The 24,919-nt window shown below is 72.8% G+C and carries 21 protein-coding genes; 10 read left to right on the plus strand and 11 right to left on the minus strand.

What is annotated here, in order from left to right; all coding sequences use genetic code 11:
* Positions 1-53: 53 nt before the first annotated feature.
* The gene (locus DC008_RS31410; protein ID WP_235073730.1) at positions 54-1,025 is read left to right on the plus strand and encodes a cation diffusion facilitator family transporter; all 972 of its coding nucleotides are present in this window, start codon (positions 54-56) and stop codon (positions 1,023-1,025) included.
* Positions 1,026-1,088: 63 nt separating this feature from the next.
* Here the strand turns inward: DC008_RS31410 and DC008_RS31415 are convergent, their stop codons facing one another.
* Positions 1,089-1,538 carry a nitroreductase family deazaflavin-dependent oxidoreductase gene (locus DC008_RS31415; protein ID WP_108710955.1) on the minus strand — a complete coding sequence of 150 codons (450 nt, stop codon included), beginning with the start codon at positions 1,536-1,538 and terminating at the stop codon, positions 1,089-1,091.
* Between the two features lie 88 nt (positions 1,539-1,626).
* Entirely contained in the window at positions 1,627-2,250 is a 624-nt protein-coding gene (locus DC008_RS31420) for a LysE family transporter (RefSeq protein ID WP_208646137.1), read from the minus strand.
* Positions 2,251-2,571: 321 nt separating this feature from the next.
* On the opposite strand from DC008_RS31420, the gene DC008_RS31425 reads away from it, so the two are divergent.
* The 5 genes from DC008_RS31425 to DC008_RS31445 all read left to right on the plus strand — a co-directional run bounded on the left by DC008_RS31425 (position 2,572) and on the right by DC008_RS31445 (position 7,980).
* On the plus strand, positions 2,572-3,780 hold the full coding sequence (locus DC008_RS31425; RefSeq protein ID WP_108709883.1) for a cytochrome P450: 1,209 nt from the start codon (positions 2,572-2,574) through the stop codon (positions 3,778-3,780).
* Between the two features lie 12 nt (positions 3,781-3,792).
* Entirely contained in the window at positions 3,793-4,047 is a 255-nt protein-coding gene (locus tag DC008_RS31430; protein WP_108709884.1) for a ferredoxin, read from the plus strand.
* Positions 4,048-4,092: 45 nt separating this feature from the next.
* On the plus strand, positions 4,093-4,674 hold the full coding sequence (locus tag DC008_RS31435) for a flavoprotein (protein WP_108709885.1): 582 nt from the start codon (positions 4,093-4,095) through the stop codon (positions 4,672-4,674).
* Between the two features lie 40 nt (positions 4,675-4,714).
* Positions 4,715-5,683, plus strand: a complete 969-nt coding sequence (locus DC008_RS31440; RefSeq protein WP_108709886.1) for an aldo/keto reductase — start codon at positions 4,715-4,717, stop codon at positions 5,681-5,683.
* 449 nt (positions 5,684-6,132) lie between these two features.
* Positions 6,133-7,980 carry a ricin-type beta-trefoil lectin domain protein gene (locus DC008_RS31445; protein WP_425276558.1) on the plus strand — a complete coding sequence of 616 codons (1,848 nt, stop codon included), beginning with the start codon at positions 6,133-6,135 and terminating at the stop codon, positions 7,978-7,980.
* 9 nt (positions 7,981-7,989) lie between these two features.
* Here DC008_RS31445 and DC008_RS31450 read toward each other — a convergent pair whose 3' ends face one another.
* Together DC008_RS31450 and DC008_RS31455 are read right to left on the minus strand one after the other, a co-directional pair.
* Complete coding sequence (locus DC008_RS31450) at positions 7,990-8,691, minus strand: DUF4232 domain-containing protein (RefSeq protein ID WP_108709888.1); 702 nt, start codon at positions 8,689-8,691, stop codon at positions 7,990-7,992.
* 82 nt (positions 8,692-8,773) lie between these two features.
* Positions 8,774-11,158, minus strand: coding sequence for a SpoIIE family protein phosphatase (locus tag DC008_RS31455; RefSeq protein WP_108709889.1), 2,385 nt, complete (start codon positions 11,156-11,158; stop codon positions 8,774-8,776).
* A 228-nt stretch (positions 11,159-11,386) separates the two neighbouring features.
* Between DC008_RS31455 and DC008_RS31460 the strand changes: the two genes are divergently transcribed.
* The 3 genes from DC008_RS31460 to DC008_RS31470 all read left to right on the plus strand — a co-directional run bounded on the left by DC008_RS31460 (position 11,387) and on the right by DC008_RS31470 (position 13,917).
* Positions 11,387-11,632 carry a hypothetical protein gene (locus DC008_RS31460; protein ID WP_055624477.1) on the plus strand — a complete coding sequence of 82 codons (246 nt, stop codon included), beginning with the start codon at positions 11,387-11,389 and terminating at the stop codon, positions 11,630-11,632.
* 3 nt (positions 11,633-11,635) lie between these two features.
* Positions 11,636-12,013: a toxin Doc gene (locus tag DC008_RS31465; RefSeq protein ID WP_108709890.1), complete on the plus strand. Its 378-nt coding sequence runs from the start codon at positions 11,636-11,638 to the stop codon at positions 12,011-12,013.
* A gap of 293 nt (positions 12,014-12,306) precedes the next feature.
* Complete coding sequence (locus DC008_RS31470) at positions 12,307-13,917, plus strand: RICIN domain-containing protein (RefSeq protein ID WP_108709891.1); 1,611 nt, start codon at positions 12,307-12,309, stop codon at positions 13,915-13,917.
* Between the two features lie 274 nt (positions 13,918-14,191).
* Here the strand turns inward: DC008_RS31470 and DC008_RS31475 are convergent, their stop codons facing one another.
* Both DC008_RS31475 and DC008_RS31480 read right to left on the minus strand, forming a co-directional pair.
* Positions 14,192-15,178: a 2-hydroxyacid dehydrogenase gene (locus tag DC008_RS31475; protein WP_108709892.1), complete on the minus strand. Its 987-nt coding sequence runs from the start codon at positions 15,176-15,178 to the stop codon at positions 14,192-14,194.
* Positions 15,175-16,344, minus strand: a complete 1,170-nt coding sequence (locus DC008_RS31480; protein WP_108709893.1) for a lactate 2-monooxygenase — start codon at positions 16,342-16,344, stop codon at positions 15,175-15,177. The genes DC008_RS31475 and DC008_RS31480 overlap by 4 nt, the downstream gene beginning before the upstream one ends.
* A gap of 406 nt (positions 16,345-16,750) precedes the next feature.
* Here DC008_RS31480 and DC008_RS31485 point away from each other — a divergent pair, with 406 nt between their 5' ends.
* Positions 16,751-17,185, plus strand: coding sequence for a protease inhibitor (locus DC008_RS31485; protein WP_108709894.1), 435 nt, complete (start codon positions 16,751-16,753; stop codon positions 17,183-17,185).
* Between the two features lie 142 nt (positions 17,186-17,327).
* Here DC008_RS31485 and DC008_RS31490 read toward each other — a convergent pair whose 3' ends face one another.
* The 5 genes from DC008_RS31490 to DC008_RS31510 all read right to left on the minus strand — a co-directional run bounded on the left by DC008_RS31490 (position 17,328) and on the right by DC008_RS31510 (position 24,662).
* Positions 17,328-18,341 (minus strand): Ppx/GppA family phosphatase, encoded by a 1,014-nt coding sequence (locus DC008_RS31490; protein ID WP_108709895.1) that lies wholly within the window; start codon positions 18,339-18,341, stop codon positions 17,328-17,330.
* 71 nt (positions 18,342-18,412) lie between these two features.
* A complete protein-coding gene (locus DC008_RS31495; RefSeq protein ID WP_108709896.1) occupies positions 18,413-21,229 on the minus strand; it encodes an NHLP bacteriocin export ABC transporter permease/ATPase subunit in 2,817 nt (938 codons plus the stop codon).
* A gap of 1 nt (position 21,230) precedes the next feature.
* Complete coding sequence (locus tag DC008_RS31500; RefSeq protein WP_108709897.1) at positions 21,231-23,456, minus strand: NHLP family bacteriocin export ABC transporter peptidase/permease/ATPase subunit; 2,226 nt, start codon at positions 23,454-23,456, stop codon at positions 21,231-21,233.
* Positions 23,453-24,259 carry an HlyD family efflux transporter periplasmic adaptor subunit gene (locus tag DC008_RS31505; protein ID WP_108709898.1) on the minus strand — a complete coding sequence of 269 codons (807 nt, stop codon included), beginning with the start codon at positions 24,257-24,259 and terminating at the stop codon, positions 23,453-23,455. Before DC008_RS31505 ends, DC008_RS31500 begins: the two co-directional genes overlap by 4 nt.
* 187 nt (positions 24,260-24,446) lie before the next feature.
* Entirely contained in the window at positions 24,447-24,662 is a 216-nt protein-coding gene (locus DC008_RS31510) for a hypothetical protein (RefSeq protein WP_055624467.1), read from the minus strand.
* Positions 24,663-24,919: the final 257 nt, after the last annotated feature.

The raw sequence follows: 24,919 nt of genomic DNA on the forward strand, positions 1-24,919 counted from the left end.
TATTCGGCCGACTGCACGGTGTGGACGGGTCGGGCCGGGGCAGTCGCCGATAGGTGAGCAGCAATACGGACACCCCGAAATCCGACCGCAGGACCAGGATCACGGTCATCGTGGCCCTGGTCGCCAACCTCGTCATCGCCGTCGCCAAGGCCGTCGGCGGGCTCCTCGCCCACTCGCCCGCCCTGCTGTCGGAGGCGGCACACTCCGTGGCGGACAGCCTCAACGAGGTGTTCCTGCTCGCCGCGCTGCGCCGCAGCCGGCGCCCCGCGGACGCCCGGCACCCCTTCGGCTACGGCAAGGAGCGGTTCTTCTGGTCGCTGCTCGCGGCCGTCGGGATCTTCGTGATGGGCGGCTGCTTCTCGGTCTACCAGGGCGTGGAGGCCCTGCGCGGCGGCTCCGAGGAGTCGTTCGGCGGCTATGTGGCGGGCATGATCGTCCTCGGAGTCGCCTTCCTCGCCGAGGGCGTGTCGCTGGTGCGGGCGCTGCACCAGGTGCGCAAGCAGGGCGGCCTCGCCGACGGGATGCGCGACCCGGCGCTGCGCACGGTCGTCGCCGAGGACGGCACGGCGGTGGTCGGCGTGACCCTCGCCTTCACCGGCATGGCGCTGCACATGGCAACCGGGCAGGTGGTGTGGGAGGCGTCGGCGTCGATGGCGATCGGCGCGCTGCTCGTCTTCGTCGCCTACCGGCTGGGGCGCGAGGCCCGCGACCAGCTGATCGGCGAGGCGGCCGACCCGGAGGCGGCCGCCCGCATCTGCGCCCTGCTGGAGGCGCAGCCCGAGATCGACAGTGTCGAGGCGCTGTTCACGATGAAGACGGGGCTGGAGAGCGCGCTGGTGGCGGCGCGGATCGACCTCATGCCGGGCCTGGACAGCGAGCGGGTCGAGGAGGTCGCCGTACGGATCAAGCGGTCCATCGGCCACACGATCGCCGAGGCGGACGAGATCTTCCTCGACATCACCGAGCGGTCGGCGCGCGAGGCACAGGGAAGCCCCGCCGCGACGGGGGAACGCGGCGGGGCCTGACGACCGTGTGCCCCGCCCGCGCCCGTTCATACGCCCGGCCCGGAAGAAATTTCCGGGCCGTGCTCACTTCGCGTCGAACGGCTCCAGGACGAACACCGGGATCTCCCGGTCCGTCTTCTTCTGGTAGTCCGCGTAAGGCGGGTAGGCGGCGACGGCCCGCTCCCACCACTCGGCCCTCTCGGCGCCCGTGACCTCACGGGCCCTCATGTCCTGCTTCACCGGGCCGTCCTGGAGCTCGACATGCGGCTCGGCCTTCACGTTGTGGTACCAGACCGGGTGCGTCGGCGCCCCGCCCTGCGAGGCGACCACGGCGTAGCGGCCCTCGTGCTCGACGCGCATCAGGGGCGTCTTGCGGATCTTGCCGCTCTTGGCGCCACGGGTCGTGAGCACGATGACGGGCAGCCCGGTGTCCATGAGCGTGGTGCCCTCGGTACCGCCGGAACGCTCGTACAACTCCACCTGGTCGCGAACCCACTTGCTCGGGCTGGGCTCGTATTCGCCCTCGAGAGGCATGACATCCATCCCATCGTCGGATACGTGGAACTGAACACTCCCTGCAACAGTCGCACAGTGACCGGTCATCCGGCTCCGGACCCGCCGTCTACACCGCCATCCGCACCGCCAGCGCCAGGATCACCGCGCTCGACAGCAGCGCGGTCACCAACCGCCCCCGGTGCCCGGTCAGCACCCGGCCGAGCAGGGCGCCGCCCCCGGCGAGCAGGATCTGCCAGCTCGCCGACGCGGCGAACGCGGCCAGCACGAACACGCCCTGGGCGGTCACCGGCACGGTGTCCGCCGTCCGGGTGCCGAGCACCAGGGCCGTGAAGTAGACGACCGTGGTCGGGTTCAGCAGGGTGATGCCCAGCAGCGCCAGATAGGCGCGGCCGGGCCCGGGCGGCGGGGGAGCGGACCGGGTGGCGAGCCGCTGAGCCCGGTAGTGGCGTACGGCGGTGACGGCGCCCCACACGGCGAGCACCGCCAGCACCACGGCCGAGGCCCAGCGCAGCGGCACCGTGAACGGCCGCAGGGCGCCCGCGAGCGCGGAGCCGCCGACGGTGGCCAGCAGGGCGTAGAGCCCGTCGGCCGTCGCGACGCCGAGGGCGGCGCAGACACCGGTGCGCAGGGACGTACGGGCCGTCAGGGAGACGAGATAGGTCGCGACCGCGCCGACGGGTACGGCGATGCCGTAGCCGGCCAGCAGGCCCGCGACGAGCGCGGCGGTCACGACGTGGGAGGCGTCGGTCCCCACGGTCGGCCGGGCTGCTGCTGGGACCGCACCGGAAGGACGGCGGCGGACGTCAGCGGCAGGAAGGCGATGTTCTTCGGCATGGCCGGATTCTGCTGGCGCCGCCCGGCCGGCGACAAGCCAATTTCCCCCGGGCCCGGGCGCGCGGCGTTCTCCGTGCCTTTTGGGCGAAGCCTTGTGCGATCATCCCCGGCCAGTTTTCCGGTGCCGCTTGTTCTGGCCGAACTTGACGTCGTCCTTTAGGTGCCCCGGGCATCTAATGAAGATCGGCACGACACCCTTCGTCTGCGAGGTCTTTTCATGACGGACATGACGGAAACCCCCACCGTCGCCTTTCCCCAGAGCCGGACCTGTCCGTACCACCCGCCCGCCGCCTACGCCCCGCTGCGCGACACCCGCCCGCTGGCCCGCGCCCGTCTCTACGACGGCCGCCTCGTCTGGACGGTCACCGGTCACCGCCTCGCCCGCACCCTGCTCGCCGACCCCCGCCTCTCGACCGACCCCACCCGGCCGGAGTTCCCCGCCACCACGGAACGCATCGCCCGGATCCGGCGCCGCCGGACCGCCCTGCTGGGCGTCGACGACCCCGAACACCGCGTCCAGCGGCGCATGATGGTCCCCAGCTTCACCCTCCAGCGCGCCACCGCGCTGCGCCCCCGGATCCAGCAGGTCGTCGACGAACGCCTCGACGCGATGATCGCCGGCGGCCCGCCCGCCGATCTCGTCACCGCGTTCGCGCTGCCGGTGCCGTCCATGGTGATCTGCGCCCTGCTCGGCGTGCCCTACGAGGACCACGACTTCTTCGAGGAGCAGTCACGCCGGCTGCTGCGCGGCCCGACGGCCGAGGACTCCATGGACGCCCGCGCCCGTATGGAGGCCTACTTCGACGAGCTGATCGACCGCAAGCAGCGGCAGGACGCGCCCGGCGACGGCGTCCTGGACGAACTCGTCCACCAGCGCCTGGCCGAGGGCGAGCTGGACCGCGAGGGGCTCATCGCCATGGCGATCATCCTGCTCGTGGCCGGTCACGAGACGACCGCCAACATGATCTCGCTCGGCACCTTCACGCTGCTCGGGCACCCCGAGCGGCTGGCCGAGCTGCGCGCCCACCCGGACCTGGTGCCCGCGGCCGTCGAGGAGCTGCTGCGCATGCTGTCCATCGCGGACGGCCTGCTGCGCGTAGCCGTCGAGGACATCGAGGTGGCCGGGGAGACGATCCGCGCGGGCGACGGCGTCATCTTCTCGACGTCGGTCATCAACCGGGACGAGGCCGTCTACCCCGAACCCGACACCCTGGACCTGCACCGCCCGGCCCGGCACCACGTCGCCTTCGGGTTCGGCATCCACCAGTGCCTCGGGCAGAACCTGGCCCGCGCCGAGATGGAGATCGCCCTGCGCACCCTGTTCGACCGCCTGCCCGGGCTCCGCCTGACGGTCCCCCCGGAGGAAATCCCGTTCAAACCGGGCGACACGATCCAGGGGATGCTGGAACTCCCCGTGACCTGGTAAGAGGCTCCGGTCATGCACAACGACACGCATGAGACACACGAGACCACCCCGGGCGCGGCCTCCGGGACCCGTATCGACATCGACCACGACCTCTGCGTCGGCGCCGGGCAGTGCGCCCTGGTCGCCCCGGCCGTCTTCACGCAGGACGACGACGGCTTCAGCGAGCTGATCCCCGGCCGCGAGGACGGCGCCGGCGACCCGATGGTCCGGGAGGCCGTCCGAGCCTGCCCGGTCAGCGCCATCACCGTGACGGAGGCGGTCGGCTGACGGCCCCTCGTACGGGCCCGGCCGGCCGTTGAGTAGGGTTCCCGGATGACCGAGCGGACGCAGGCCGGAGGGACGCCGGCCGGAGAAGCCGGGAAACCCGGGAAGCCCTTCCTCTACGTCGTCGTCTGCGCCGCGGGGATCGCGGCCGAGGTGGACAAGCTGGTCGGTGCCGCGCTGGAGCGGGACTGGGAGGTCGGGGTGATCGCGACCCCGGCCGCCCTGAACGGCTTCTTCGACACCACCGCCGTCGAGACCCTGACGGGCCGGCCGATCCGCTCCGCCTGGCGCACCCCGGCCGACCCGCGCCCGTTCCCGCCGCCGGACGCCGTCGCCGTCGCGCCGGCCACCTTCAACACGATCAACAAGTGGGCGGCGGGCATCGCCGACACCCTGGCCCTCGGCACCCTGTGCGAGGCGGCCGGTCTCGGCGTCCCCGTCGCCGTCCTGCCCTGCGTCGCCGACGCGCTGGCCGCCCACCCGGCCTACCGGGACAGCCTGGAGCGGCTGCGCGGCATGGGGGTGCGCATCGGCGAGCCGTACACGGGCGAACCCGGCCCGGACGGCGTACGGGCCGAGTTCGGTTGGGAGCGGGCGCTGGACCTGCTGACCGGGCCGGGAGCGCCGTAGGCTCGCCGGGTAACCCTTCCCGACGGCAGGAGCAGCAACGATGCAGTACGTGAAGCTCGGTTCGACGGGCCTGGACGTGTCGCGGATCTGTCTGGGCTGCATGACCTACGGGATCCCGGACCGCGGCGCGCACGAGTGGACCCTCGACGAGGAGGCGTCGCGGCCGCTGATCCGGCAGGCGCTGGACGCCGGGATCAATTTCTTCGACACCGCCAACGTCTACTCCGACGGCACCAGCGAGGAGATCGTCGGCAAGGCGCTGTGCGACTTCGCCCGCCGGGACGAGATCGTCCTCGCGACGAAGGTCCACGGCCGGATGCACGCCGGGCCGAACGGCGCCGGGCTCTCCCGCAAGGCGATCATGACCGAGATCGACCACAGCCTCGCCCGCCTCGGCACGGACTACGTCGACCTCTACCAGATCCACCGCTTCGACCCGCACACCCCGGTCGAGGAGACGATGGAGGCGCTGCACGACCTGGTGAAGGCGGGCAAGGTGCGCTACATCGGGGCCAGTTCGATGTACGCGTGGCAGTTCTCCAAGATGCAGTACACCGCCGGGCGCCACGGCTGGACGAAGTTCGTGTCCATGCAGAACCACTACAACCTCCTCTACCGTGAGGAGGAGCGCGAGATGCTGCCGCTCTGCGCGGACCAGGGGGTCGGTGTGCTGCCGTGGAGCCCGCTGGCCCGCGGCCGGCTCACCCGGGACTGGGGGACCGCCACCGACCGCAGCACCCACGACGAGTTCGGCAGCCGGCTCTACGCCGACAGCGACCGGGTCGTCGTCGAGGCCGTCACCCGGGTCGCGAACGAGCGCGGTGTGCCGCGCGCCCAGGTGGCCCTCGCCTGGCTGCTGCACCAGGACACGGTGACGGCGCCCATCGTCGGCGCGGCCCGCCCCGGGCACCTGGAGGACGCGGTCGCCGCGGTCGAACTGGAGCTCAGCGACAAGGAGTTGGCGGCGCTCCAGGAGCCGTACGCGCCCCATCCGGTCATCGGGCACTGAGCGGGCTCACGGACAGGCGCCTTCGTGCCGGGCCACGCAATGGTTGGCACCCCGGTTGTGAAGGCCCGGTGAAGGCGCCTTCGTCCGTATGACCAGCGGAAAATGCCGTGCCGCGGCGGTTCAATGGTTTGCGATGAAGTCGGCGGAGTGTCGTGTGAATCCGTTTTCCCATTGCTTCGCCGATAGCCCGCAATACGGATGACTCGTCTATTGACAATGCGTCGAACACTGACCGTCACAGGCCCGGTGCACAATAGGAGAGCGGCTTGTTCTCGGTCCCTGACCTGTGCAAAGGTGTGCCTCGCTCCTTTACGCCTCGCGCTTCACCAGAGCCGCACCCGGAGCATACCCATTGGTATGGACCATCAAGCCGCAGTGCCCTCCGGAGGAATGCCCCCGTGCATGACGCAGGCCTGTCGAATTCACCAGGCGCCGCCCGCTTCTTTGAAGTGACGGACGCTCAACTGAGCGCCGAACTCAAGAAGTGGACGGGAGCGGCACCGGCGCTGCACCCGGTCGGTGAACTCCTCGACCGGCACTGGGAGGCGGGTTTCGCCTACGCACGGCTGTGCACCGCCGACACCCGTTCCGCGGGCATGCTGACCACGGCGGCGTTCACCCGTCTGTTCGGCGAGACCCTGCGGCAGACCGGGCCGACGGCCGCCTGGCGCCCCCAACTCCTCGTCACCGTCGGCCGGATCGCCACCGAATGGGACGCGGACCACCGCCGCGAACTCCTCCACCCCGGACTGCGCTCCGCAGCCGACGGCACCGGGACCGCCGACCGGCTGCTGCCGCCGGCGAACCGCCGCCTGCTCTCCGAGGCCTTCCTGCGGCTGCCCCAGGCGGCCCGCTGCCTGCTATGGCACACCGAGGTCGAGGCCGAACCGGCGTCCGTACCCGCCGCGCTCCTCGGCATGGACCCGGAGACGGGACGCCTGGAGCTGGAACGCGCCCGGGACCGGCTGCGCGAGGAACTGCTCCAGGTCCACCGTGAACTCGCCCCCGAGCACGAGTGCCGCCAGTACCTGCGGATGCTCGACGTGACCTACCGTCGTGGCGGGGTCGACGTCGACCCCGATCTGCGCGCCCATCTGCACCGCTGCGCGCACTGCAGCGACACCGCCGCCCAACTGGACCTCTTCAACGGTGGAATGGGCGTCGCCCTCGCCGAGTCCGTGCTCGGCTGGGGCGCGCGGGCCTATCTGATCGCCCGGGTGAGCCCGGGCGCGCAGCCCTCCGTGTTCGCGCCGGACGCGGGCACGATCGCCGGCGAGTCGTTCTTCGCCGACACCGGCGCCGCGGCCTCCGCCGCCCGCCCCCATCCGTCGGCCTTCACCTCCGTGGCGCCCACGGACCCCGCGGGCATGCCCGGGCCACGCGCCGGCCGCCGCGCCGCCCGTCGCTCCGGCGCCCGCCGCGAGGGCACCGGGCCCGCGAGCCGCGGCGCCCGCGCCCGCACCGGCCGTGTGGCCCTGAAGGTGGCCCGCCGCGCCGCCCGGCGGCGCAATCTGTCGGCGGCCGTCGCGACCGTCAGCGCCCTGGTCGTCCTGCCCCTGGTGATCTGGTCCGCGGCCGGCTCGGACGGCGGCACCGACGACACCACCGTGCCCACCGCCGGTCAACGGCAGCCCTCCGGCACCCCGAGCCCCGAGAAGAACACCCCCAGCCGCAACCCGTCCTGGGCGGGCGCCGCCGAGGCGGCCAAGGGCGATCTGCGGGGCCGGCTCCACAACATCGGATCCGGGCTGTGCGTCGGCGTCGTGGGCGGCCGGGCCGTCGAGGGCGCGGAGACCGAACTGACCACCTGCGCCCCCGGCACCGCCCAGCAGTGGACGTACGAGACGGACGGGCTGATACGCAGCGGCGCCGACCCCGACCTGTGCCTCGACTCGCACCTCGGCTACTCGGTCCGGCTCGCCCCCTGCGCGGGCGCCGGCTCGGCGGGCGGCGACGACATCCGCTACGACTTCACCCTCCAGGGCAGCCTGGTGCCGCGCTTCGACCAGGAACTGGCCCTCAGCCCCGCGGCCACCGACGGCTCCGGCGCCCTGGTCCTCAAGAGCCGCGACGACGACAGCGACGCCCAGCACTGGGCCGTCGACACCGCGCGCACCACCTCCGCGCTGGAGACGGTCACCTGGGCCCCGGAGACCGGGCGGAGCGCCACCCCCGCCTCGCCCACCCCCGCCGCACCCCCGTCCAGGGAGGGGTCCGCGAGGAAGGCGAACGGGAACGGGAACGGGAACGGCGGGGCGCGGGGCGGCGGCCATGGACACGGCGGCGGCCACCGCTGAACCCCGCGGTCAGCCGCCGGTGCCCGGCTGAAGGATCGTCAGGAAGACGCTGGACTCGTTGCCGCCCACCGGCACCTCGCCGGCCGTCCACGGGATCCGCAGCGGGTCCCGTTCGTCCGGTGGTGTCACCAGCAGGTCCTTCGGTCGCGCCGTACGGGCGCCGCTGATCTCGGGGCTGGCGAAGGTCAGTCCGGCCCAGGCACTGGCACCGGGCGCGAGCGTGACCGGCGCCGGGGTGTCGGGGGAGCGCCTCGGGTCGGGGCCGAGCTGCCTGCCGTCGGCGTCCACGAACGCGGCGCCCGGATAGCCGCGCACGGTGCAGGTGCGGTCGGCCCGGTTGGTCAGCACGATCGGGAAGTTGCGCTGCCCGGCCCCCGGGCTGGGGCGGCCCAGACGTGCGCGCAGGTCGGAGGTGTGACAGCGGGGTGCTGCGGCGCCCGACTGGGTCACCGGGCTCTCCGTGTCCGGGGTGCCGGGCGTGATGGTGCCCGCCGTGGCCGCCGGGCCCGTGCCGTCGGCCGTACCCGGCGGGGCCGTGGTCGCGCCCTCGGTGGTGCCGGACGGCGTCCGGGTCGGCTCCGGGTCCGACGGGCCGCCGCCGTCCGAGCACGCGGCGAGCACGCACAGCAGCGCGGCGGCGGTCACCGGGAGAGCGGCGCGGCGCCCCGGGCGGCCGCGGGTCGAGTGGGGGGAATCCGATGCACGTCCCATTGCTCCCATGTCTGAGAGGCATCCCCGTTTTCCCGGGGCCTAGTCACGTCCTGGGGGCGCGGAGTCACGACTGGGGGCGGGCTCACGTCTCGCCGAGAAGCCCGATCTCCGCCCAGATCGTCTTGCCGTCCGCGGTGTGCCGGCTGCCCCAGCGCTGGGTGAGCTGAGCGACCAGCAGCAGCCCCCGCCCGCCCTCGTCGTACGTCTTCGCGCGGCGCAGATGCGGGGCGGTGTGGCTGGTGTCGGACACCTCGCAGATCAGGGTCGTGGCGTCGTGGATCAGCCGGAGCCGTATGGGGTGCATCCCGTAGCGGATCGCGTTGGTGACCAGTTCGCTCACCACCAGTTCGGCGGTGAACGTGGCCTCGGTCAGGTTCCAGCGCTCGATCTGCTCCACGACCTGCTTGCGGATCGGCGCCACCAGCGCCGGGTCGGAGGGGATGTCCCAGGTCGCCACGCGGGACGCCGGCAGCCCCTGGGTGCGCGCCACCAGCAGCGCCACGTCGTCGGCGGCACCGCCCGGCGGAAGCAGGGTGTGCAGGACCCGGTCGCAGGTCTCGTCGAGGGAATCGGAGGACGCCGCGAGGGCCTGGCAGAGCAGCGCGTGGCTGGCGTCGATGTCCCGTTCCCGTGTCTCGATCAGGCCGTCGGTGTAGAGCGCGAGGACCGTGCCCTCGCGCAGCTCGACCTCGGCGGACTCGAACGGCAGCCCGCCCAGGCCCAGCGGGGGGCCGGCGGGCAGGTCGATCTCCACGGGCCCCGCGCCGGGCGGGACCATGACGGGCGAGGGATGCCCGGCGCGGGCCAGCGTGCAGCGCCGCGACACCGGGTCGTACATGGCGTACAGGCAGGTCGCGCCGACCTCGCCGGAGACCCCGTCGGTGCCGGCCTCCTCCGACAGCCGCACGACCAGGTCGTCGAGGTGGGTGAGAAGCTCGTCCGGCGCCAGGTCGATGTCCGCGAGCGTCCGTACGGCGGTACGCAGCCGGCCCATCGTCGCCGACGCCTGGATGCCGTGCCCCACGACGTCCCCGACGACCATCGCGACCCGCATCCCCGACAGCGGGATCACGTCGAACCAGTCACCGCCCACACCGGAGCGTGCCGCCGGCAGATAGCGGGAGGCCGCCTCGAGCGCGGCGGTGCGCGGCAGGCTGCGCGGCAGCAGACTGCGCTGGAGGGCCAACGCGGTCTCCCGTTCCCGCGAGTAGCGGCGGGCGTTGTCGATGCAGACGGCGGCGCGCGCCGTGACCTCCTCCGCGAGGAGCACGTCGTCCGGGCTGAACGCCTGCGGGTTCGCGAACCGGGACAGCACCGCCACGCCGAGGGTGGTGCCGCGGGCCTGGATGGGCACGGACATCGACGTGTGGATGCCGTACTTCTTGATGTGGTCGGCGCGCTGTGGATCCCAGGAGAGCCACTGGTCGAGGTCGCCCGTCGCGTCCGACGCGACGATGGTGTGGCCCGCGAGCAGCGCGTCGGCCTGCGGCGACGTGGCGGGGTAGTGGTCCAGCTGCCCCGGCTCGACCACGACGACTCCGCCGCCGTCCGAGTCGATGATCCGGTGAGCGGTCCGCCGCAGGCCGATCGGCGCCACCGGCCGCCCCTCGGGCAGTTCACCGTGCTCGGCCGGGTCCAGCAGGTCGACGCTGACGAAGTCGGCGAGGGCGGGCACACAGATGTCCGCCAGCTCCTGGGCGGTGGTCGTCACGTCGAGCGTGGTGCCGATGCGCACGCTGGCCTCGTTCACCAGCTGGAGCCGCTTCTGCGCCTGGTGCTGCTCGGTGAAGTCGTGCGCGGCGACCGACACGCCCCGCACCCGGCCCAGGGTGTCGCGGATCGGGGCCATCCGGGCCAGCCAGCTGAGCGTGCGATCGCCGCCGACCGGCACATATGTGCGTACGGCCGTGCCGCGGCCGGTGGTGAGCACGTGGTGCAGCCGGCCCTCGAGGTCGTTGCCGAGCGCCATGCCCGTCATCTCGTGGGTGCGCAGACCGCGCACGTTCTCCGCGGGGAGGTCGAGCACCTCGGCCATGACGGAGTTGACGCTGTGCACCCGCAGTTGCTCGTCGTAGATGACGATGGCGCAGGGGGAGTCCAGGAGGAGGACGTCGTCCAGCGGGTCGTCGTGCTTGCGGGTGCCGTCCGGGTCGAGGGGGGTGACCACCAGCCACCGGTCCGGCCCCTCCTGCGGGCAGCGCAGCCGGTGCGCGAGCACCCACACGGGGAGCGTGCCGCCGTCCCGGCGGCGCAGGGTGACGACGCCGTCCCACCGGTCGCGGTCCGGCGCGGCGGTGCCGTCCGCGCCGGCCTCGGCCAGCAGGTCCGCCGCTGGGCGTCCGAGGACCTCGGCCGCCGAGTGGCCCAGGAGGCGTTCCGCCCCCGCGCTCCACTCCACGAGCAGGCCGTCGGCGTCGATGACGGCCCGGGCCGTCATGGCCTCGTCGACCGGGTGATCCGGGCTCATGGTCGCAGCTCCCACGTGCACACTCACGGTGAACAAGCGTGTCACTCGCGCCCCAGCCTAGGCCCTCCGGGCGACATCCCGCCCGCCCGGGGCCGCCCCCGTCCGGGCCGCCCGGCTCCCGCGCCTGCCGCGGGGCTTCGCACCCGCCCGCCCCGGCCGGTACCGGCATATGCCAGCTCTGACCTGCGGGGATTTACGGCCGAGTACCCCTGGCGCTACCGTAAGGTCATGCCTGCTCTCAACGTGGAGTTCAGCGATCGTGAGCTCGAGGACCTGCGGCAGATCGCCAAGGAACGCGGCACCTCGATGAAAGCGCTCGTACGGGAGGCCGCGGCGGCGGACATAGCCCGGCATCGGGCGCTGCAGGAGGGCGCCGAGGCGTTCCGCACGTTCTTCGCCGCGCACGCCGAGGAGTTCGCGGCCGCCTTTCCCGACGACGAGCCGCCGGCCGGTGGCGCCGGACGGGCCGCCTGACCCATGGCGTCCGTCATCCACATCGACGTGCCCTGGCTGCTCCAGCGACATGAAGAGGTCCTGCCGGACCAGCCCACCGTCAACGACTTCTCCGCGCTCGTCGCCGCCGTCGCCCGGCACCGGGTCGACCCGCCCCGGCTCGGCGTCGACTCCGACCCGGCCTGGCGCGCCGCCGCGCTGCTGCACACCCTCGTGCTGCTCAAGCCGCTGCCCTCGGCCAACGCCCGCTTCGCCTGCGCCTCCGCCGTGGCCTACATGTTCGTCAGCGGCGTCGGCATCGACCCGCCCTACGGCGCCCTGGTCGACCTCGCCCGCGATCTGATGTCCGGCAAGACCGACGTGTACGGCGCTGCCGACCGGCTGCGGTCCTGGCAGATCTGACCCTTTCGCGAGGTCCGTTTTTCCGGGGCGCGCCACGGGCGCTTCTGACTTTTATTTCAATCGGGGCTGATGTTGCCCAAGTGCCTTGTTGGGCCTGAGTGCACTGTGCAAGGGTGAATGCCGTGGGAGTGGAATAGGCCGGGGGCTCATGCGTTCCGCGGAGAATCGGTGCGGACGGGCGTCGCGGAATTTCCGCTCCCTCGATCCTGCCGAAGAGGTCCACGGCACGTCGCTCGCTCCCTTTTCGGCGATCGGAACTTCTGTGTCCTGCCGCGCGGGAAGGAATCCGTTCAGTGCCCACCCCCCACCCCCCTCGACCTCCCTATCCGCCACCGGGCGGGGTGCCCGAGGAGTCCGACGAAGGTCTCGCCGCCCGGCTGCGGGGCCGTACGGACGGTGAGGCCGCGCCCTCCGTCGCCCTGCTCATGGCGCGGCACTGGGACCCGGTCCACGCCTACGCCGTGATCTGTCTGGCCGCCCCGGCGGGCGTCGCCTCGCACATGGTCACCGCCGCCGCCTTCCACCAGGTTTTCGACCGCCTGGCGTTGGGCGAACCGGCCGCCGCCCTGCGTCCCCGGCTGCTCGTGGCAGTCCGGGACACGGTCCGGCAGTGGTCCGCGGACGAACGAATAACGGGAGTCGTGCCGGAACTGGCCAAACCCTCGGGTGGGCGCGGTATGCGGACCGCGAAGTCCCTGACGCCGGAAAATCGGCGGCTCGCCGACCGGTCATTCCAGGCGCTTCCCGGACTTGCCCGATGTCTGCTCTGGCACACCGAGGTCGAGGCGGAACCGCTGAATGTCCCCGCCGGGCTGCTCGGCCTCGATCCCGTTACCGCGAGGGCCGCACTCGAACAGGCGCGAGACAAATTCCGTGAAGGTTGTGTACATGCCCATCGGGAACTCGCACCGACGAAGGATTGCCGGTTCTACAACCGCCTGCTCGACGTCCCCATTCGCCGGGGCGGCGCCCTGCTGCCGGATGTGGAGGCGCATCTGGCGCAGTGCCGCTACTGCCGTACCGCGGCCGAACAACTGAGCCATTTCGAGGGCGGGCTGGGGGTGCTCATCGCCGAGTGCGTCCTCGGCTGGGGCGCGCGCCGCTATCTCGAGACCCGTCCGGGCCGGGCGCCCTCCCGCACCCGTGGCGGCGCCCGGCACGGCGCGGCCCGCCGCCGGCTGCTCCCGCGCGTTCCCGCGCAGGTTCGCAGACTGGCCGGGCCGCCCCGGTCCACGCGGACGGTGCTCACGGGTGTGGGCGTCGCCTCCGCCGGGCTGTTGGCGCTGCTGCTCGTCGCCGGGCTCCTCACCGACGACGACGGGGTCGACCCCGCGGCCACCGCCACGGCGGGCGGCGCCGGCACCCGGCTCCCGCCCGCCGTGTCCTCCGCGCCGCCCGGTGCCGCCCAGCTCCCGAACGTGCCCGAGCGCACCCGGCTGCGCAACGCCGCGGCCGACCTGTGCCTCGGCGTCCAGGGCGAGCCGGGACCGGGCGCCGGGACCGAACTCGCCGCCTGCTCCGACGACATCGCCCAGAAGTGGTCGTACGACGAGGACGGACGGCTGCGCAGCGCGGCCGACCCCGATCTGTGTCTGGACTCGCGCGCGGACGCCGGGGTGGTGATCCTGGGCCGCTGCGCCCCCGGCGACTCCGGGCGCGCCGAGGACGTGCGCTACGACCTGACCGTGCGCGGCGAGGTGCTGCCCCGCTGGGACGAACAGCTCGCCCTGGCGGCGGCCGCTCCCGACGCGGCCGCCGACATCGTCGTCAAGGTCCGCGACCGCTCCGACGCCCAGCGCTGGCTGACGGACCCGCCGACATCGCCGACACCGGGCACCCTGTCCAGCGCGGCGGTCGGGCCACCGGGGGCCCGGTCGGTGGGTCTGGGGCACGGGGACGCCTAAGGGCTGTCCCGTAGGGCCTCTCGTTTGGATCAGGCCGGGGGGTCCGGCCTGATCCGAACGAAAGACCCTAGGCCGTGTCCGCAAAGTCCCGCCTGCCGCCCGGCGCCCGGCACGCTCCCCCAAGCTCTTCGAGCAGGGGGGACCCCCACTCGCCGCACCGGCCGGCCACCCGCGTACAACCAGTACGCGGGAGTCCGCCCGGTACACCGAGAGCACGCACCGGACACCGCTCGGCCCGCCCTACGGGCGAACGACGGGACTTTGCGGACACGACCTAGGGTGCCCCGTCGACGGCGTCGCGGGGGGTGGCGCCCGCGAGGAAGTCCGTCACATTGCGGACGGCCGCCAGGGCGATGCGGACCATCGTCTCGCGGGTGACGCCGCCGACGTGCGGGGAGAGCACCACGTTCGGGGCACGGAGCAACCGCAGGGCCGGGGTGGGCGGTTCGGGGTCGAAGACGTCGATGCCCGCCCCGGCGAGGGCGCCCCGCTCCAGTGCCTCCGCGAGGGCGTCCTGGTCGATCAGGCCGCCCCGCGCCGTGTTGATCACGAACGCCGACTGCTTCAGCAGTGCGAGACGCCGGGCGTCCAGCAGGTGCCGGGTCTCCTCGCTGAGCGGGGCGTGCAGGGAGACGTAGTCGGAGATCCGGCACAGCTCGTCCAGCGGCACATGCCGGGCCCCACCCGCCGCGGCCTCCGCCTCGGGCGCGGCCCGCCTGCGGCCGGCGTACACCACGTCCATGTCGAACGCGGCGGCGCGCCGGGCGACCTGACGTCCGATCTGGCCGAGGCCCACGATGCCGAGGGTCTTGCCCGACAGCTCGGTGAGCGAGCCCTGGAGGAGGGGGAGGGCCCACTCGGCCTCCACGAGCGCCAGGTGGCCGGGGACCAGCTGCTTGGCCAGGGCCAGCATCAGGGCGAAGGTCTGCTCGGCGACGTTCTGCGCCTCGGCGCCGCTGGAGCCGATCGTGCACACCGGGATGCCGCGCTCCCGGGCCGCGGCCACGTCGACGTAGTCGAAGCCGTGGCTGGCGCACTGCACCAGCTCCAACTCCGGCGCCGCCGCGAGCTGTTCGGCGGTCACCGGGGCCAGTGCGGTGATGACGACCTGGGCGCGGCGCAGCGCGGCCGGGTCCTCGTCGGCCGCCTCGACGACGGTGACGTGCGCGTCGCCGGGCAGCAGCGCGGCGAGACCGGCGCCGACGCCCCGGCCGCCGACGTGCGGCGGGACGACGGCGAGGACCTCGCGGGCGGCGCTCATACGGCGCTCTCCACGAGGTCGCCGGGGCCGACCGTGCCGGGGCCGGCGTGCCCGGACAGGGCGAGGGTGAGGTCGAGTTCGGCGAGCAGACAGCGGATGACGTGCTCGACGCCCGCCTGTCCGTCGAGGCCGAGCCCGTACGCGTACGGCCGTCCGACGAGGACCGCCCGCGCGCCGAGGGCGAGGGCCTTGAAGATGTCGTCGCCGGTGCGCACGCCGCTGTCGAACAGCACCGTCAGCCGGTCACCGACCGCCTCGACGACACCGGGCAGGGCGTCCGCCGCGCCGATGGAGCCGGCGACCTGCCGTCCACCGTGGTTGGAGACGATGACCCCGTCCATCCCGGCGTCGGCGGCCGCCCGGGCGTCGTCCGGGTGCAGGATGCCCTTCAGGACGATCGGGCCGTCCCAGTTCTCCCGCAGGAACGCCAGGTCGGGCCAGGTCTTCGCGGGGTCGGAGAACATGCCGACGAAACGCATGACGGCGGCGTTCGGGTCCTCGTGCACGGGTTTGGCCAGACCGGCCTGGAAGGCGGGGTCGGAGAAGTAGTTGGCCGTGCCGACGCCGTGCAGGAACGGCAGATACGCCTGGTCGAGATCGCGGGGCCGCCAGGCGAGCATCGGGGTGTCCAGGGTGACGACGAGCGCGGTGTACCCGGCGGCCTTGGCGCGGCTCAGGAAACTGCGCGCCACCTCCGGGTCCTTCGGCCAGTACAGCTGGAACCAGCGTTCGGCGTCGCCCATCGCCTCCGCCACCTGCTCCAGCGGGGTGCTGGACGCGGAGGACAGGATGAAGGGCACACCCCGCGCGGCGGCGGCCCGGGCGGCGGCGCTCTCGGCGTCCGGGTGCATGATCGACAGCACGCCGATCGGGGCCAGCGCCAGCGGGGCGGGCAGGGTGCGGCCCAGCACCTCCACGGACAGGTCGCGTTCGTGCACGTCGCGCAGCATGCGGGGGACGATCCGGCGGCGGTCCAGGGCCGCCCGGTTGGCGCGCGCGGTGCTGCCGGCGCCGGCGCTGCCCGCCACATAGCCCACGGGGCCGGGGCCGAGGCGCTGTTCGGTGAGCTCCTCCAGCCGGGTGAGATCGGTGGGCAGCCGGGGCACCGCCCCTGACATGCCGTTGAGATAGATCTCGTACTGGAAGTCGGCCCAGTGTCCGCCCATGCCTTCGACCCGCCTCTCGTCGCTGAGACCGCGCTGCAGGCAGACCATACCGGCCGGTAGGGCAGCGGGGGAGCGGGGGGCGCGGACCGGCGCGCGGGGTCGTATCGCGTCCACGGCGCCCCTCCGGTCCTCCACCGGAGGCCCCCAACCGGAATGTTTCAGGCCTATTAATGACCCTCCGGTAATCGGCCATCAGGGGACTTCGACCGATCAGGAATGGCCACGTTCCGGCATTGGAACGTTCGAACACCGTTACTTCACGCCACTGATTCAATACGCAAGGTTACTGAAACCCGTGGTGTCGATGTGAGTTTCGGCGGCGGACTCGGCAGACTCCCGCTCGTCGTTCCGGCACCGATCGCGCCGGAGCCGGCACACCCTCGAACCAAGCGGAAGGATGCACACAATGCGGAACACCGCGCGCTGGGCAGCGACCCTCGCTCTGACGGCCACCGCCGTCTGCGGACCCCTCACCGGGTCCGCGCTGGCCGCCCCCGACGCCGCCCCCGCCTCGCTCTACGCCCCCTCGGCCCTGGTGCTGACGCTCGCTCACGGAGACACCGCCGCCCTCGCCTCCCCGGCGCGCGCGGTCACCCTGAGCTGCGCCCCGACCGCCTCCGGGACCCATCCCGCCCCGGCGGCGGCCTGTGCCGAACTGCGGGGCCTCAACGGGGACTTCGACTCCCTGAGGGCGAGCGAAGGGGTGATGTGCACCAAGCAGTACGACCCCGTCGTCGTCACCGTGGACGGGGTCTGGCAGGGCAAGCGCGTCTCCTACGAGCGGACGTTCGCCAACGAATGCGTGAAGGGGTCCTACGGGACGAGCCTCTTCGCGTTCTGAGACCGGGGTAGCACCCGAGGACCCCGTGCAGTGCGGTCCGGGCTCGCGGATGGGGAGTGCGAGCACGGCCGAGGGGTTCGGTGCGACCTCGTACAGGGTGCCGGCCGGGCGGAGTGGGGCCGCCCGACCGGCACCCGGGCGTTCACCTCGTCATGGGTGCGGCCGCGATGCGCAGCGGCGTCGGCCGGTCCGCCGCGGGCTCCGGGTCCCGGCCGGTGACATCCGTCCACCAGGACGGGCCGTCCTCGATATGGCGCAGCATGATCCCCTCCCGGATCGCCCAGGGGCAGATCGTCACCACCTCCAGACCCGTCAGCTTCATCGCGGTGTGCGCGAGCACAGCGCCCGCCAGGCTCTGGTCCGCCCGCGGCGCCGAGATGCCCGGCAGCTGGGCCCGCTCGGCGGCGGTCAGCGTCGACAGCCGGCGCACCGCCTCCCGCAGGTCCTCCCGCGCCATCCGCCGCTCCACGAACGGGCCGTGCCGGCCCGGGGGCGCCCCGCACAACCTGCCAAGCTGCTGGAACGTACGCGAGGTCGCGGCGGCCGTGTGCGGACCCTCCCAGCGGATGCGGGCCGCCACGTCACGCAGCTGATGGCGGACCGAGCGGCGCAGATCCCGCACCCGGCGCGGATCCGGCAGGCCCTCGCCGACCAGGTACTCATGGGTCAGCCGGGCCGCGCCCAGCGGCAGCGACGCCACGAAGTCGGGCAGCCGGCCCCGGCCGAACGCCACCTCCAGGGACCCGCCCCCGATGTCCAGCAGGGCGAGCGGGCCCGAGCGCCAGCCCATCCAGCGCCGCGCCGCGAGGAACGTCAGCTCCGCCTCCAGCTCGCCCGGCAGCGTGCACAGCCGTACCCCGGTCCGCCGGCGCACGGCGGCCAGCACCTCGGCGCGGTTGGGCGCCGACCGCACCACCGCGGTCGCGAACGCCAGCGGTACCTCGGCCCTCCACTTGTCGGCGGTGCGGCTCGCGGCGTCGACGGCGTGGACGAGCCGCTCCACCGCCTCCTCCGGGACCGGATCGCCCGGCCGGACCAGCTCCGACAGCCGCAGCCGCCACTTCTCCGTGTGCACGGGCAGCGGCGCGCCGTCCTGGGCGTCGGCCACCACCAGGCGGACCGTCTTCGATCCCACATCCACGACGCTGATACGCATGGGTCGGCAAGTACCCCCATACCGTGATCGTCACCGGGCCGGGAGCGATTCCCCGCCACCGGCACCGTCCTTCAGGCCATCTGGCGCCGCACCAGTTCGTGCAGCCGCCCACCCGTGTCCGCGAGGAGCTGCGCCGGCGGTCCCTGCTGGGCGACCTTGCCGTCCTCCATCACGATGACCCGGTCCGCGTCCAGCACCGTGGACAGACGGTGCGCGATCACGACACGCGTGGCGTTCAGCGCCCGGGTCGACTCGATGACCGTGCGCTGCGTCTCGTTGTCCAGGGCGCTGGTCGCCTCGTCGAAGAACAGGATGCGAGGCCGCCGGATCAGCGCCTGCGCGATCATCAGCCGCTGGCGCTGGCCGCCGGAGACGGCACCGCTGCCCGACACGATGGTGTGCAGGCCCATCGGCATCCGCCGGATGTCGTCGGCGAGCCCCGCCATCTCGGCCGCCGCCATCGCCTCCTCCGGCGTGTACGGCTCGGTGCCGCAGATGACGTCCAGGATGGACCCGGTGAACGGCTGGGCGTGCTGCAGCACCACCCCGCACTGCCGGCGCACCGCCGACTGGTCGAGCGCCGACAGGTCCTGCCCGTCGTACAGCACACTGCCCGACACCGGCTTGTCGAAGCCGATCAGCAGCCTCAGCAGCGTCGACTTGCCGCAGCCGCTGGGGCCGACGATCGCGACGAACTCGCCCGGCCGGATCTCGAACGACACGTCGTCCAGGACCAGCGGGCCGTCGTCCGAGTACCGGAAGGACAGCCGGCGCGCCTCGATCGCACCGGTCAGCGGGCCAGGGCGGGTGCTGCCCGACCGTACCTCCGGGGCTGCCCGCAGCACCGGCTCGATCTCCTGGAACAGCGGCAGCGCCGACACCGCCGACACGAACGCGCCGGTCAGCTGGGTCACCGAGGTCAGCAGCATCGTCACCGACGTACTGAAGGTGAGGAACGCCGCCGCCGACATCGACCCGCGCGCCGGACCGGCCAGCAGCATGAACATCAGCAGCGTGCACAGCGGCAGGTACACCGCGCCCAGCACCGCCGTCAGGTTCTTGATCCGGCCCACCCGCTGCTGGAGCTCCCGGCTGCGCGCGAACTCCTCCGCCCACGCCGCGTACGCGTAGTTCTCCGCCGCCGCGACCCGCAGCTTCGGCAGTCCGCGCAGCGTCTGGAACGCCTGGTTGTTCAGCTTGTTGCTCAGCACCACGAGCCGGCGCTGCCAGCGCACCTGCCACAGCCCGAGCCCGAGGAACACCGCCGCGATGACCACGAGCATGCCGATCGCGGCCATGGCCATCGGCACGCTGTACCAGAACAGCAGCGCCAGATTCATCGCGCCGACCGTCACCGACTGCGCCACGACCGGCCCGACCCCGGCGAGCAGCCGGCGGATCGCGCTGATCCCCATCGCCTGGCTGGCCAGCTCACCCGTGGAGCGCTCGGTGAAGAACTTCGTGGGGAGCCGCAGCAGCCGGTCCCACAGCGCCGGCTGGAGGATCGCCTCGATCCGGCCCTCCAGCCGCAGGATCGTCAGGTTCTGCAGCAGCATGAACGCCGCCGCCACCACCCCGCTGATCATCACGGCCAGACACACCTGCACGATCAGCCCGGTCTGCGCCTTCGGCACGAACTCGCCGAGCACCTTGCCGGTCGCCACCGGCACCAGCGCGCCGATCGCGACCGTCACCAGCCCGCTGAGCAGCAGCCGTACCAGGTCGCCGCCCGTGCCGCGCATGCTGAACCGCAGCAGCCGCAGCGGGCCGAGCGGACGGTCGGGCAGCGGCCGGTAGAACATCACCGCGCGCGGCTCGAACTCCTCCGCGTTGGCCTTCTCGACCGGGGTCTCCCGGCCCGTCGCCGGATGCACCGCGACATAGCCGCCGCGCCGCCACAGCAGCGCCACCGGCGCACCGGACAGGGCGCGATGGCCGACGAGCGGACCGATGTCGTCCCGCCACCACCGCCCCTCCAGACGGATGGACCGGGTCCGCACCCGGGAGGCGAGGGCGACGCGTTCGACCGGGTCGAGCCGGTCGCTCTCGGTGCCGCCCTGCGCCGGCTCGGACAGGGTGATCCCGGCCGCCTCGGCGACGATCTTGCAGGCCGCGTACCCGGCGTCCGCGTCGGCGGCCGTCGTGCGCTTGCCGCCCCGCTTGCCGATGGACGCCAGCAGCGTCTGGTCGGCCTGCGCGCGGACCGCCTCACCGGCCTTGATCCCCGCGGCCGTACGCGTCTCGTGCGTGCGCTCCAGCTGCTCGATCCACCGGTCCAGCGTGGTCAGCAGGCGGTACTGCTGGTCCACCATCGACTGCCAGACCGCCGGGTCCATCAGCAGGTCGGCGGCCGCCTCGGCGCCGTACAGCGAGCCGTACTGGACGCTGCCCGGCGGGACCTGCATCCAGAAGACGTCGTCGTCCGTCACCTCGGCCGCCCGTTCCGTGGCCATCGGCGCCTGGAACAGGATGGACAGGCTGCGGCCGACGCCCAGCGCGAGCGCGTACTCCAGCGGGCTGGTCTGCGGCGGGACGTACTGCGGGTTGCCGTACTCGTCGTACGACCAGGTCTGGGTGTGCGCGGGCTGGTACAGCTCGCGCAGCCCGATGCGGTGCACCACGCAGTCGCGCAACGGCCGCGCCACCAGCGTGTGCTGGGGTCCCGCGACCGGGCCCAGCAGCAGCGAACCCGCCTCCAGCCGGCCCAGATGGTGCCAGTGGCCCTGCTCGCCGGCGTCCACCGCGAACAGGTCCACCGCGCCGGACGCCACCAGCCACAGCACCTGCGGACCCTCCAGGTCCAGGCGGTTGAAGCCCGCGCAGTCCAGGGCCGAGCCCAGCTGCCCGAGCGCGTCGAGGACGAGGTCCCCCTCGTTCACGGCCGTCATCTCACCGCTCCTTGACCAGGGCCGCGTAGGCGCCGCCGAGCGCCACCAGCTCCTCGTGCCGTCCGCGTTCGACGATCGTGCCGTGCTGGAGCACCACGATCTCGTCGCTGTCGCGGACCGTGCTCAGCCGGTGCGCGATCACCACACAGGCGCAACCGCGCCGGCGCAGATTGTCCATCACGACCAGCTCGGTCTCGGCGTCGAGCGCGCTGGTCACCTCGTCGAGCACCAGGATGCTGGGGCGGCGCACCAGCGCCCGCGCGATCTCCAGCCGCTGGCGCTGCCCGCCGGAGAAGTTCCGGCCGTCCTGCTCGACCCGGCTGCGGATACCGCCGGGGCGGCGCATCACCACGTCGTACAGGGCCGCGTCGCGCAGCGCCTCCTCCACCGCCTCGTCCGGGACGGACGGGTCCCACAGGGCCACGTTGTCCCGGACCGTGCCCTCGAACAGGAACACCTCCTGGTCGACGAAGGAGACGGAGGCGGCGAGCGCCCCGCGCGGGATGTCCTCGATCCGCCGGCCGTCGATCCGGATGACGCCCTCCCAGGGGGCGTACAGACCCGAGATCAGCCGGGACACGGTCGACTTGCCGCTGCCCGAGCCGCCGACCAGCGCCACCTGCCGGCCCGGTCCGACGGTCAGGTCGAAGCCGCTCAGCAGCGGCTTGTCCAGCGGGCTGTAGCCGAAGGTGATGTTCTCCAGCTCCACATGCCCGTGCAGCCGGCGGGTGGACTCGCCCGCGCCGGGGCGGCCGTAGAGCGGGTCCGCCTCGAAGTTCTCCACGTCCTTCAGCCGGGCCACGTCCGCCGCGAAGTCCTGGATGCGGCCCGCGACGCCGTTGAGCCGGGTGATCGGGGCGGTGAACCGGGTCACCAGGGCCTGGAAGGCGACCAGCAGACCGACGGAGATGCCCCCCTCGATCGCGCGCATGCCGCCGATCCACAGGATCAGGGCGCTGTTGAGCGTGGCGAGGGTGGGGGCGACCACGCCGAGCCAGGCGCTGGGCACGCCGAGGCGCTGCTGCTCCTCCAGCGTGGTCGCGTGCTGCCCGGCCCACTTGCGGAAGTAGCCGTCCTCACCGCCGGTCGCCTTCATCGTCTCGATCAGCTGCAGACCCGTGTAGGCGGTGTTGGTCAGCCGCGCGCTGTCCGCGCGCAACTTCGCCGTACGGGTCGCCCGCAGCCGGATCACCACCCGCATCGCGACGATGTTCAGCAGGGCGACACCGATGCCGACGAACGTCAGCTGCGGGTCGTAGGTGTAGAGGAGAACCGCGTAGAGGACGACGACGACCGCGTCCACACCGGCCGCCGCGAGGTCGCGGGCCAGCGTCTCGGCGACCGCGTCGTTCGACTGGAGCCGCTGCACCAGGTCGGCCGGGCTGCGCTGGGAGAAGAACGTCACCGGCAGCCGCAGCAGATGGCGCAGGAAGCGGGCGCTGGACAGAGTGGAGGAGATGATCCGGCCGCGCAGCAGATTCGCCTGCTGCAGCCAGGTCAGCACCACGGTCAGCGCGACACAGGTCCCCATGGCCGCGAACAGCGTGCCCAGCAGGGAGGTCTGGCCCCCGATCAGGAACATGTCGATGTAGGTGCGGCTCAGCGCCGGCACCGCCGCGCCGACCGCCACCAGCAGCAGGCTCGCGAGGACGGCCGCGGGCATCGTGCCCGCGGTGCCGCGCAGCCGGGCGGGCATCGCGCCGAGCACACCCGGCTTGCGTCCGCCCCGGGTGAAGCCCTCGCCGGGTTCCATGACGAGGACGACCCCGGTGAAGCTGCCGTCGAAGTCCTCCATGGGCACGAAACGGCGGCCCTTGGCGGGGTCGTTGACGTACACGCCCCGGCGGCCGAAGCGGCGGCCCATGCCGTCGAAGACGACGTAGTGGTTGAACTCCCAGAACAGGATGGCCGGCGCCTTCACCTCGGCGAGGGCGGCCGTGTCCATCTGCATGCCCTTGGCGGTCAGGCCGTAGCCGCGGGCCGCCTTCAGCAGATTGCTGGCGCGCGAGCCGTCCCGGGAGACACCGCACGCGATCCGCAGCTCCTCCAGCGGGACGTGCCGGCCGTAGTGGCCGAGCACCATCGCGAGGGAGGCGGCGCCGCACTCGACGGCCTCCATCTGGAGCACGGTGGGGGTGCGGACGGTCTTCGCCCGGCCCTTGGGCACGGGACGCTTCGGGGGTGCGGCGGCGCGGCGTCGGCCGCGCGTCTGCTGTGGGGTGCTCATGGCAGCAGCCAGTCGACGGGACGCTGGTCGGCGAGCCGGATGGAGGCCTCGGCCAGGGTCATGGAGGTGAGGGTGAACGGCGGCCCGTCGGCGGACGACCAGGCGTAGCCGCTCTTCGTGCCGGCCTTGCGGTCCAGCTTCACGAGGACGGCGACCGGGCGCCCCTCCTTGGTGAACTGCTCGCCGAGCTGGGTGTCCCCGAGGAACCCGGCGATCTGCTGCGGCGACTGCACGGAGCGGTCCACCGACTTCACATGGCCGCGCAGCACGCCGTACTCCTGGGTCGGCACCGATTGCACGGTGAGGTCCACCGCGGCGCGCTCGGGGATGGCGGCGGCGTTCTCCGCGGGGACGTACACCGTCGCGTACAGCGGGTCCCCGGCGCGGGCGACCTTCTCGACGGCGGCGACGTTCGCGCCGGTCTGGACGATCTGCCCGATGGTCGCGGCGAGCGCGGTGATCCGGCCCGGGGCGACCGTGCGCACGACGGTCTCGCCGCGGGCGGTACGGACCTTCAGGACGGGGGCGTTCGCGGGAAGCCGGCGGCCCTGTTCGGCGACGACGGAGGTGACCTGCCCGGCGACCGGGCTCTGCAGGATGTAGCTGCCCTGGCCGTGGGTGAGGATGGCGGGCGCGCTGACGGTGGAGGCGACCGAACCGGTCACCGCCCACACGGACGCGGCGGCCATCACGACCACGGTCACACAGAGGACGAGCCAGCCCTGCGGGCGGGCGAAGCGCACCGGAAGGTCGAGCTCCTCCGGCGACTGAAGCTTGGCGAGGGCCTGTTGGCGGAACTGCACGGAATTTCCCTCACCTGCGGATGAGTGGAGACCGGCATGTGAATACCGGTCGTGCTGCGGGGCGGGGCTGAAATCCCTTCACGGAGTTTCGTTCCTGCTTTTCGTTCAGGGGATTTCCTGTTTTGTGACGCCCAAGAGTCCCGGAGCCGGGTGACGGCTCCGGGACTCGGTGGTACGAAAGGCGCGATCAGAGACCGGCGACCAGGCCCGTGACCGGGGCGGTGTTCAGGCCGGTGACACCCTCCACGGTGCCGACGACCGTGTTGAGCAGGCCGGACACCGGGGCGATGCCGTTGACCGCGTCGAGGGCACCGTTCACGGCGTTGACCTGCAGGCCGCCGGAGACGTTGTCGAGCTCGGCGTCGGAGATCTCGACGGTCGCAACCTGGGGGGTGGAGTTCATGGTGGAACTTCCCTTCCTAATGGGTATTTCACAAGGGGGAGCGGCCCCCTCTGGGGACAGATGACGGCCGCGACCGCAGGCGCCCGGCGCCCCGTTTCCGGGAAAGCCGTTGGCGGCCCCCGCGGTGCGATGGATCAAAGCACGGGGCGGGTGCGGGCTTCCAATCAAACGCATGCTCTGTCAGGGCACTTGAGGGCCCGGTGTGGGAATTCGTGCAGGGGCGGTCACGTCTTGTCGGCGACTTCTTCACATGCCGC

Source organism: Streptomyces nigra, assembly GCF_003074055.1.
Taxonomy (GTDB): domain Bacteria; phylum Actinomycetota; class Actinomycetes; order Streptomycetales; family Streptomycetaceae; genus Streptomyces; species Streptomyces nigra.

Excerpts from the sequence above, each read along its gene's own strand:
- DC008_RS31435 (WP_108709885.1), top strand. The coding sequence starts at position 4,093 with ATGACCGAGCGGACGCAGGCCGGAGGGACGCCGGCCGGAGAAGCCGGG.
- DC008_RS31510 (WP_055624467.1), bottom strand. The coding sequence starts at position 24,662 with ATGAACTCCACCCCCCAGGTTGCGACCGTCGAGATCTCCGACGCCGAG.
- DC008_RS31430 (WP_108709884.1), top strand. The coding sequence starts at position 3,793 with ATGCACAACGACACGCATGAGACACACGAGACCACCCCGGGCGCGGCC.
- DC008_RS31425 (WP_108709883.1), top strand. The coding sequence starts at position 2,572 with ATGACGGACATGACGGAAACCCCCACCGTCGCCTTTCCCCAGAGCCGG.
- DC008_RS31465 (WP_108709890.1), top strand. The coding sequence starts at position 11,636 with ATGGCGTCCGTCATCCACATCGACGTGCCCTGGCTGCTCCAGCGACAT.
- DC008_RS31460 (WP_055624477.1), top strand. The coding sequence starts at position 11,387 with ATGCCTGCTCTCAACGTGGAGTTCAGCGATCGTGAGCTCGAGGACCTG.
- DC008_RS31490 (WP_108709895.1), bottom strand. The coding sequence starts at position 18,341 with ATGCGTATCAGCGTCGTGGATGTGGGATCGAAGACGGTCCGCCTGGTG.
- DC008_RS31455 (WP_108709889.1), bottom strand. The coding sequence starts at position 11,158 with ATGAGCCCGGATCACCCGGTCGACGAGGCCATGACGGCCCGGGCCGTC.
- DC008_RS31485 (WP_108709894.1), top strand. The coding sequence starts at position 16,751 with ATGCGGAACACCGCGCGCTGGGCAGCGACCCTCGCTCTGACGGCCACC.
- DC008_RS31480 (WP_108709893.1), bottom strand. The coding sequence starts at position 16,344 with ATGGGCGGACACTGGGCCGACTTCCAGTACGAGATCTATCTCAACGGC.
- DC008_RS31450 (WP_108709888.1), bottom strand. The coding sequence starts at position 8,691 with ATGGGACGTGCATCGGATTCCCCCCACTCGACCCGCGGCCGCCCGGGG.
- DC008_RS31495 (WP_108709896.1), bottom strand. The coding sequence starts at position 21,229 with ATGACGGCCGTGAACGAGGGGGACCTCGTCCTCGACGCGCTCGGGCAG.
- DC008_RS31500 (WP_108709897.1), bottom strand. The coding sequence starts at position 23,456 with ATGAGCACCCCACAGCAGACGCGCGGCCGACGCCGCGCCGCCGCACCC.
- DC008_RS31440 (WP_108709886.1), top strand. The coding sequence starts at position 4,715 with ATGCAGTACGTGAAGCTCGGTTCGACGGGCCTGGACGTGTCGCGGATC.
- DC008_RS31475 (WP_108709892.1), bottom strand. The coding sequence starts at position 15,178 with ATGAGCGCCGCCCGCGAGGTCCTCGCCGTCGTCCCGCCGCACGTCGGC.
- DC008_RS31415 (WP_108710955.1), bottom strand. The coding sequence starts at position 1,538 with ATGCCTCTCGAGGGCGAATACGAGCCCAGCCCGAGCAAGTGGGTTCGC.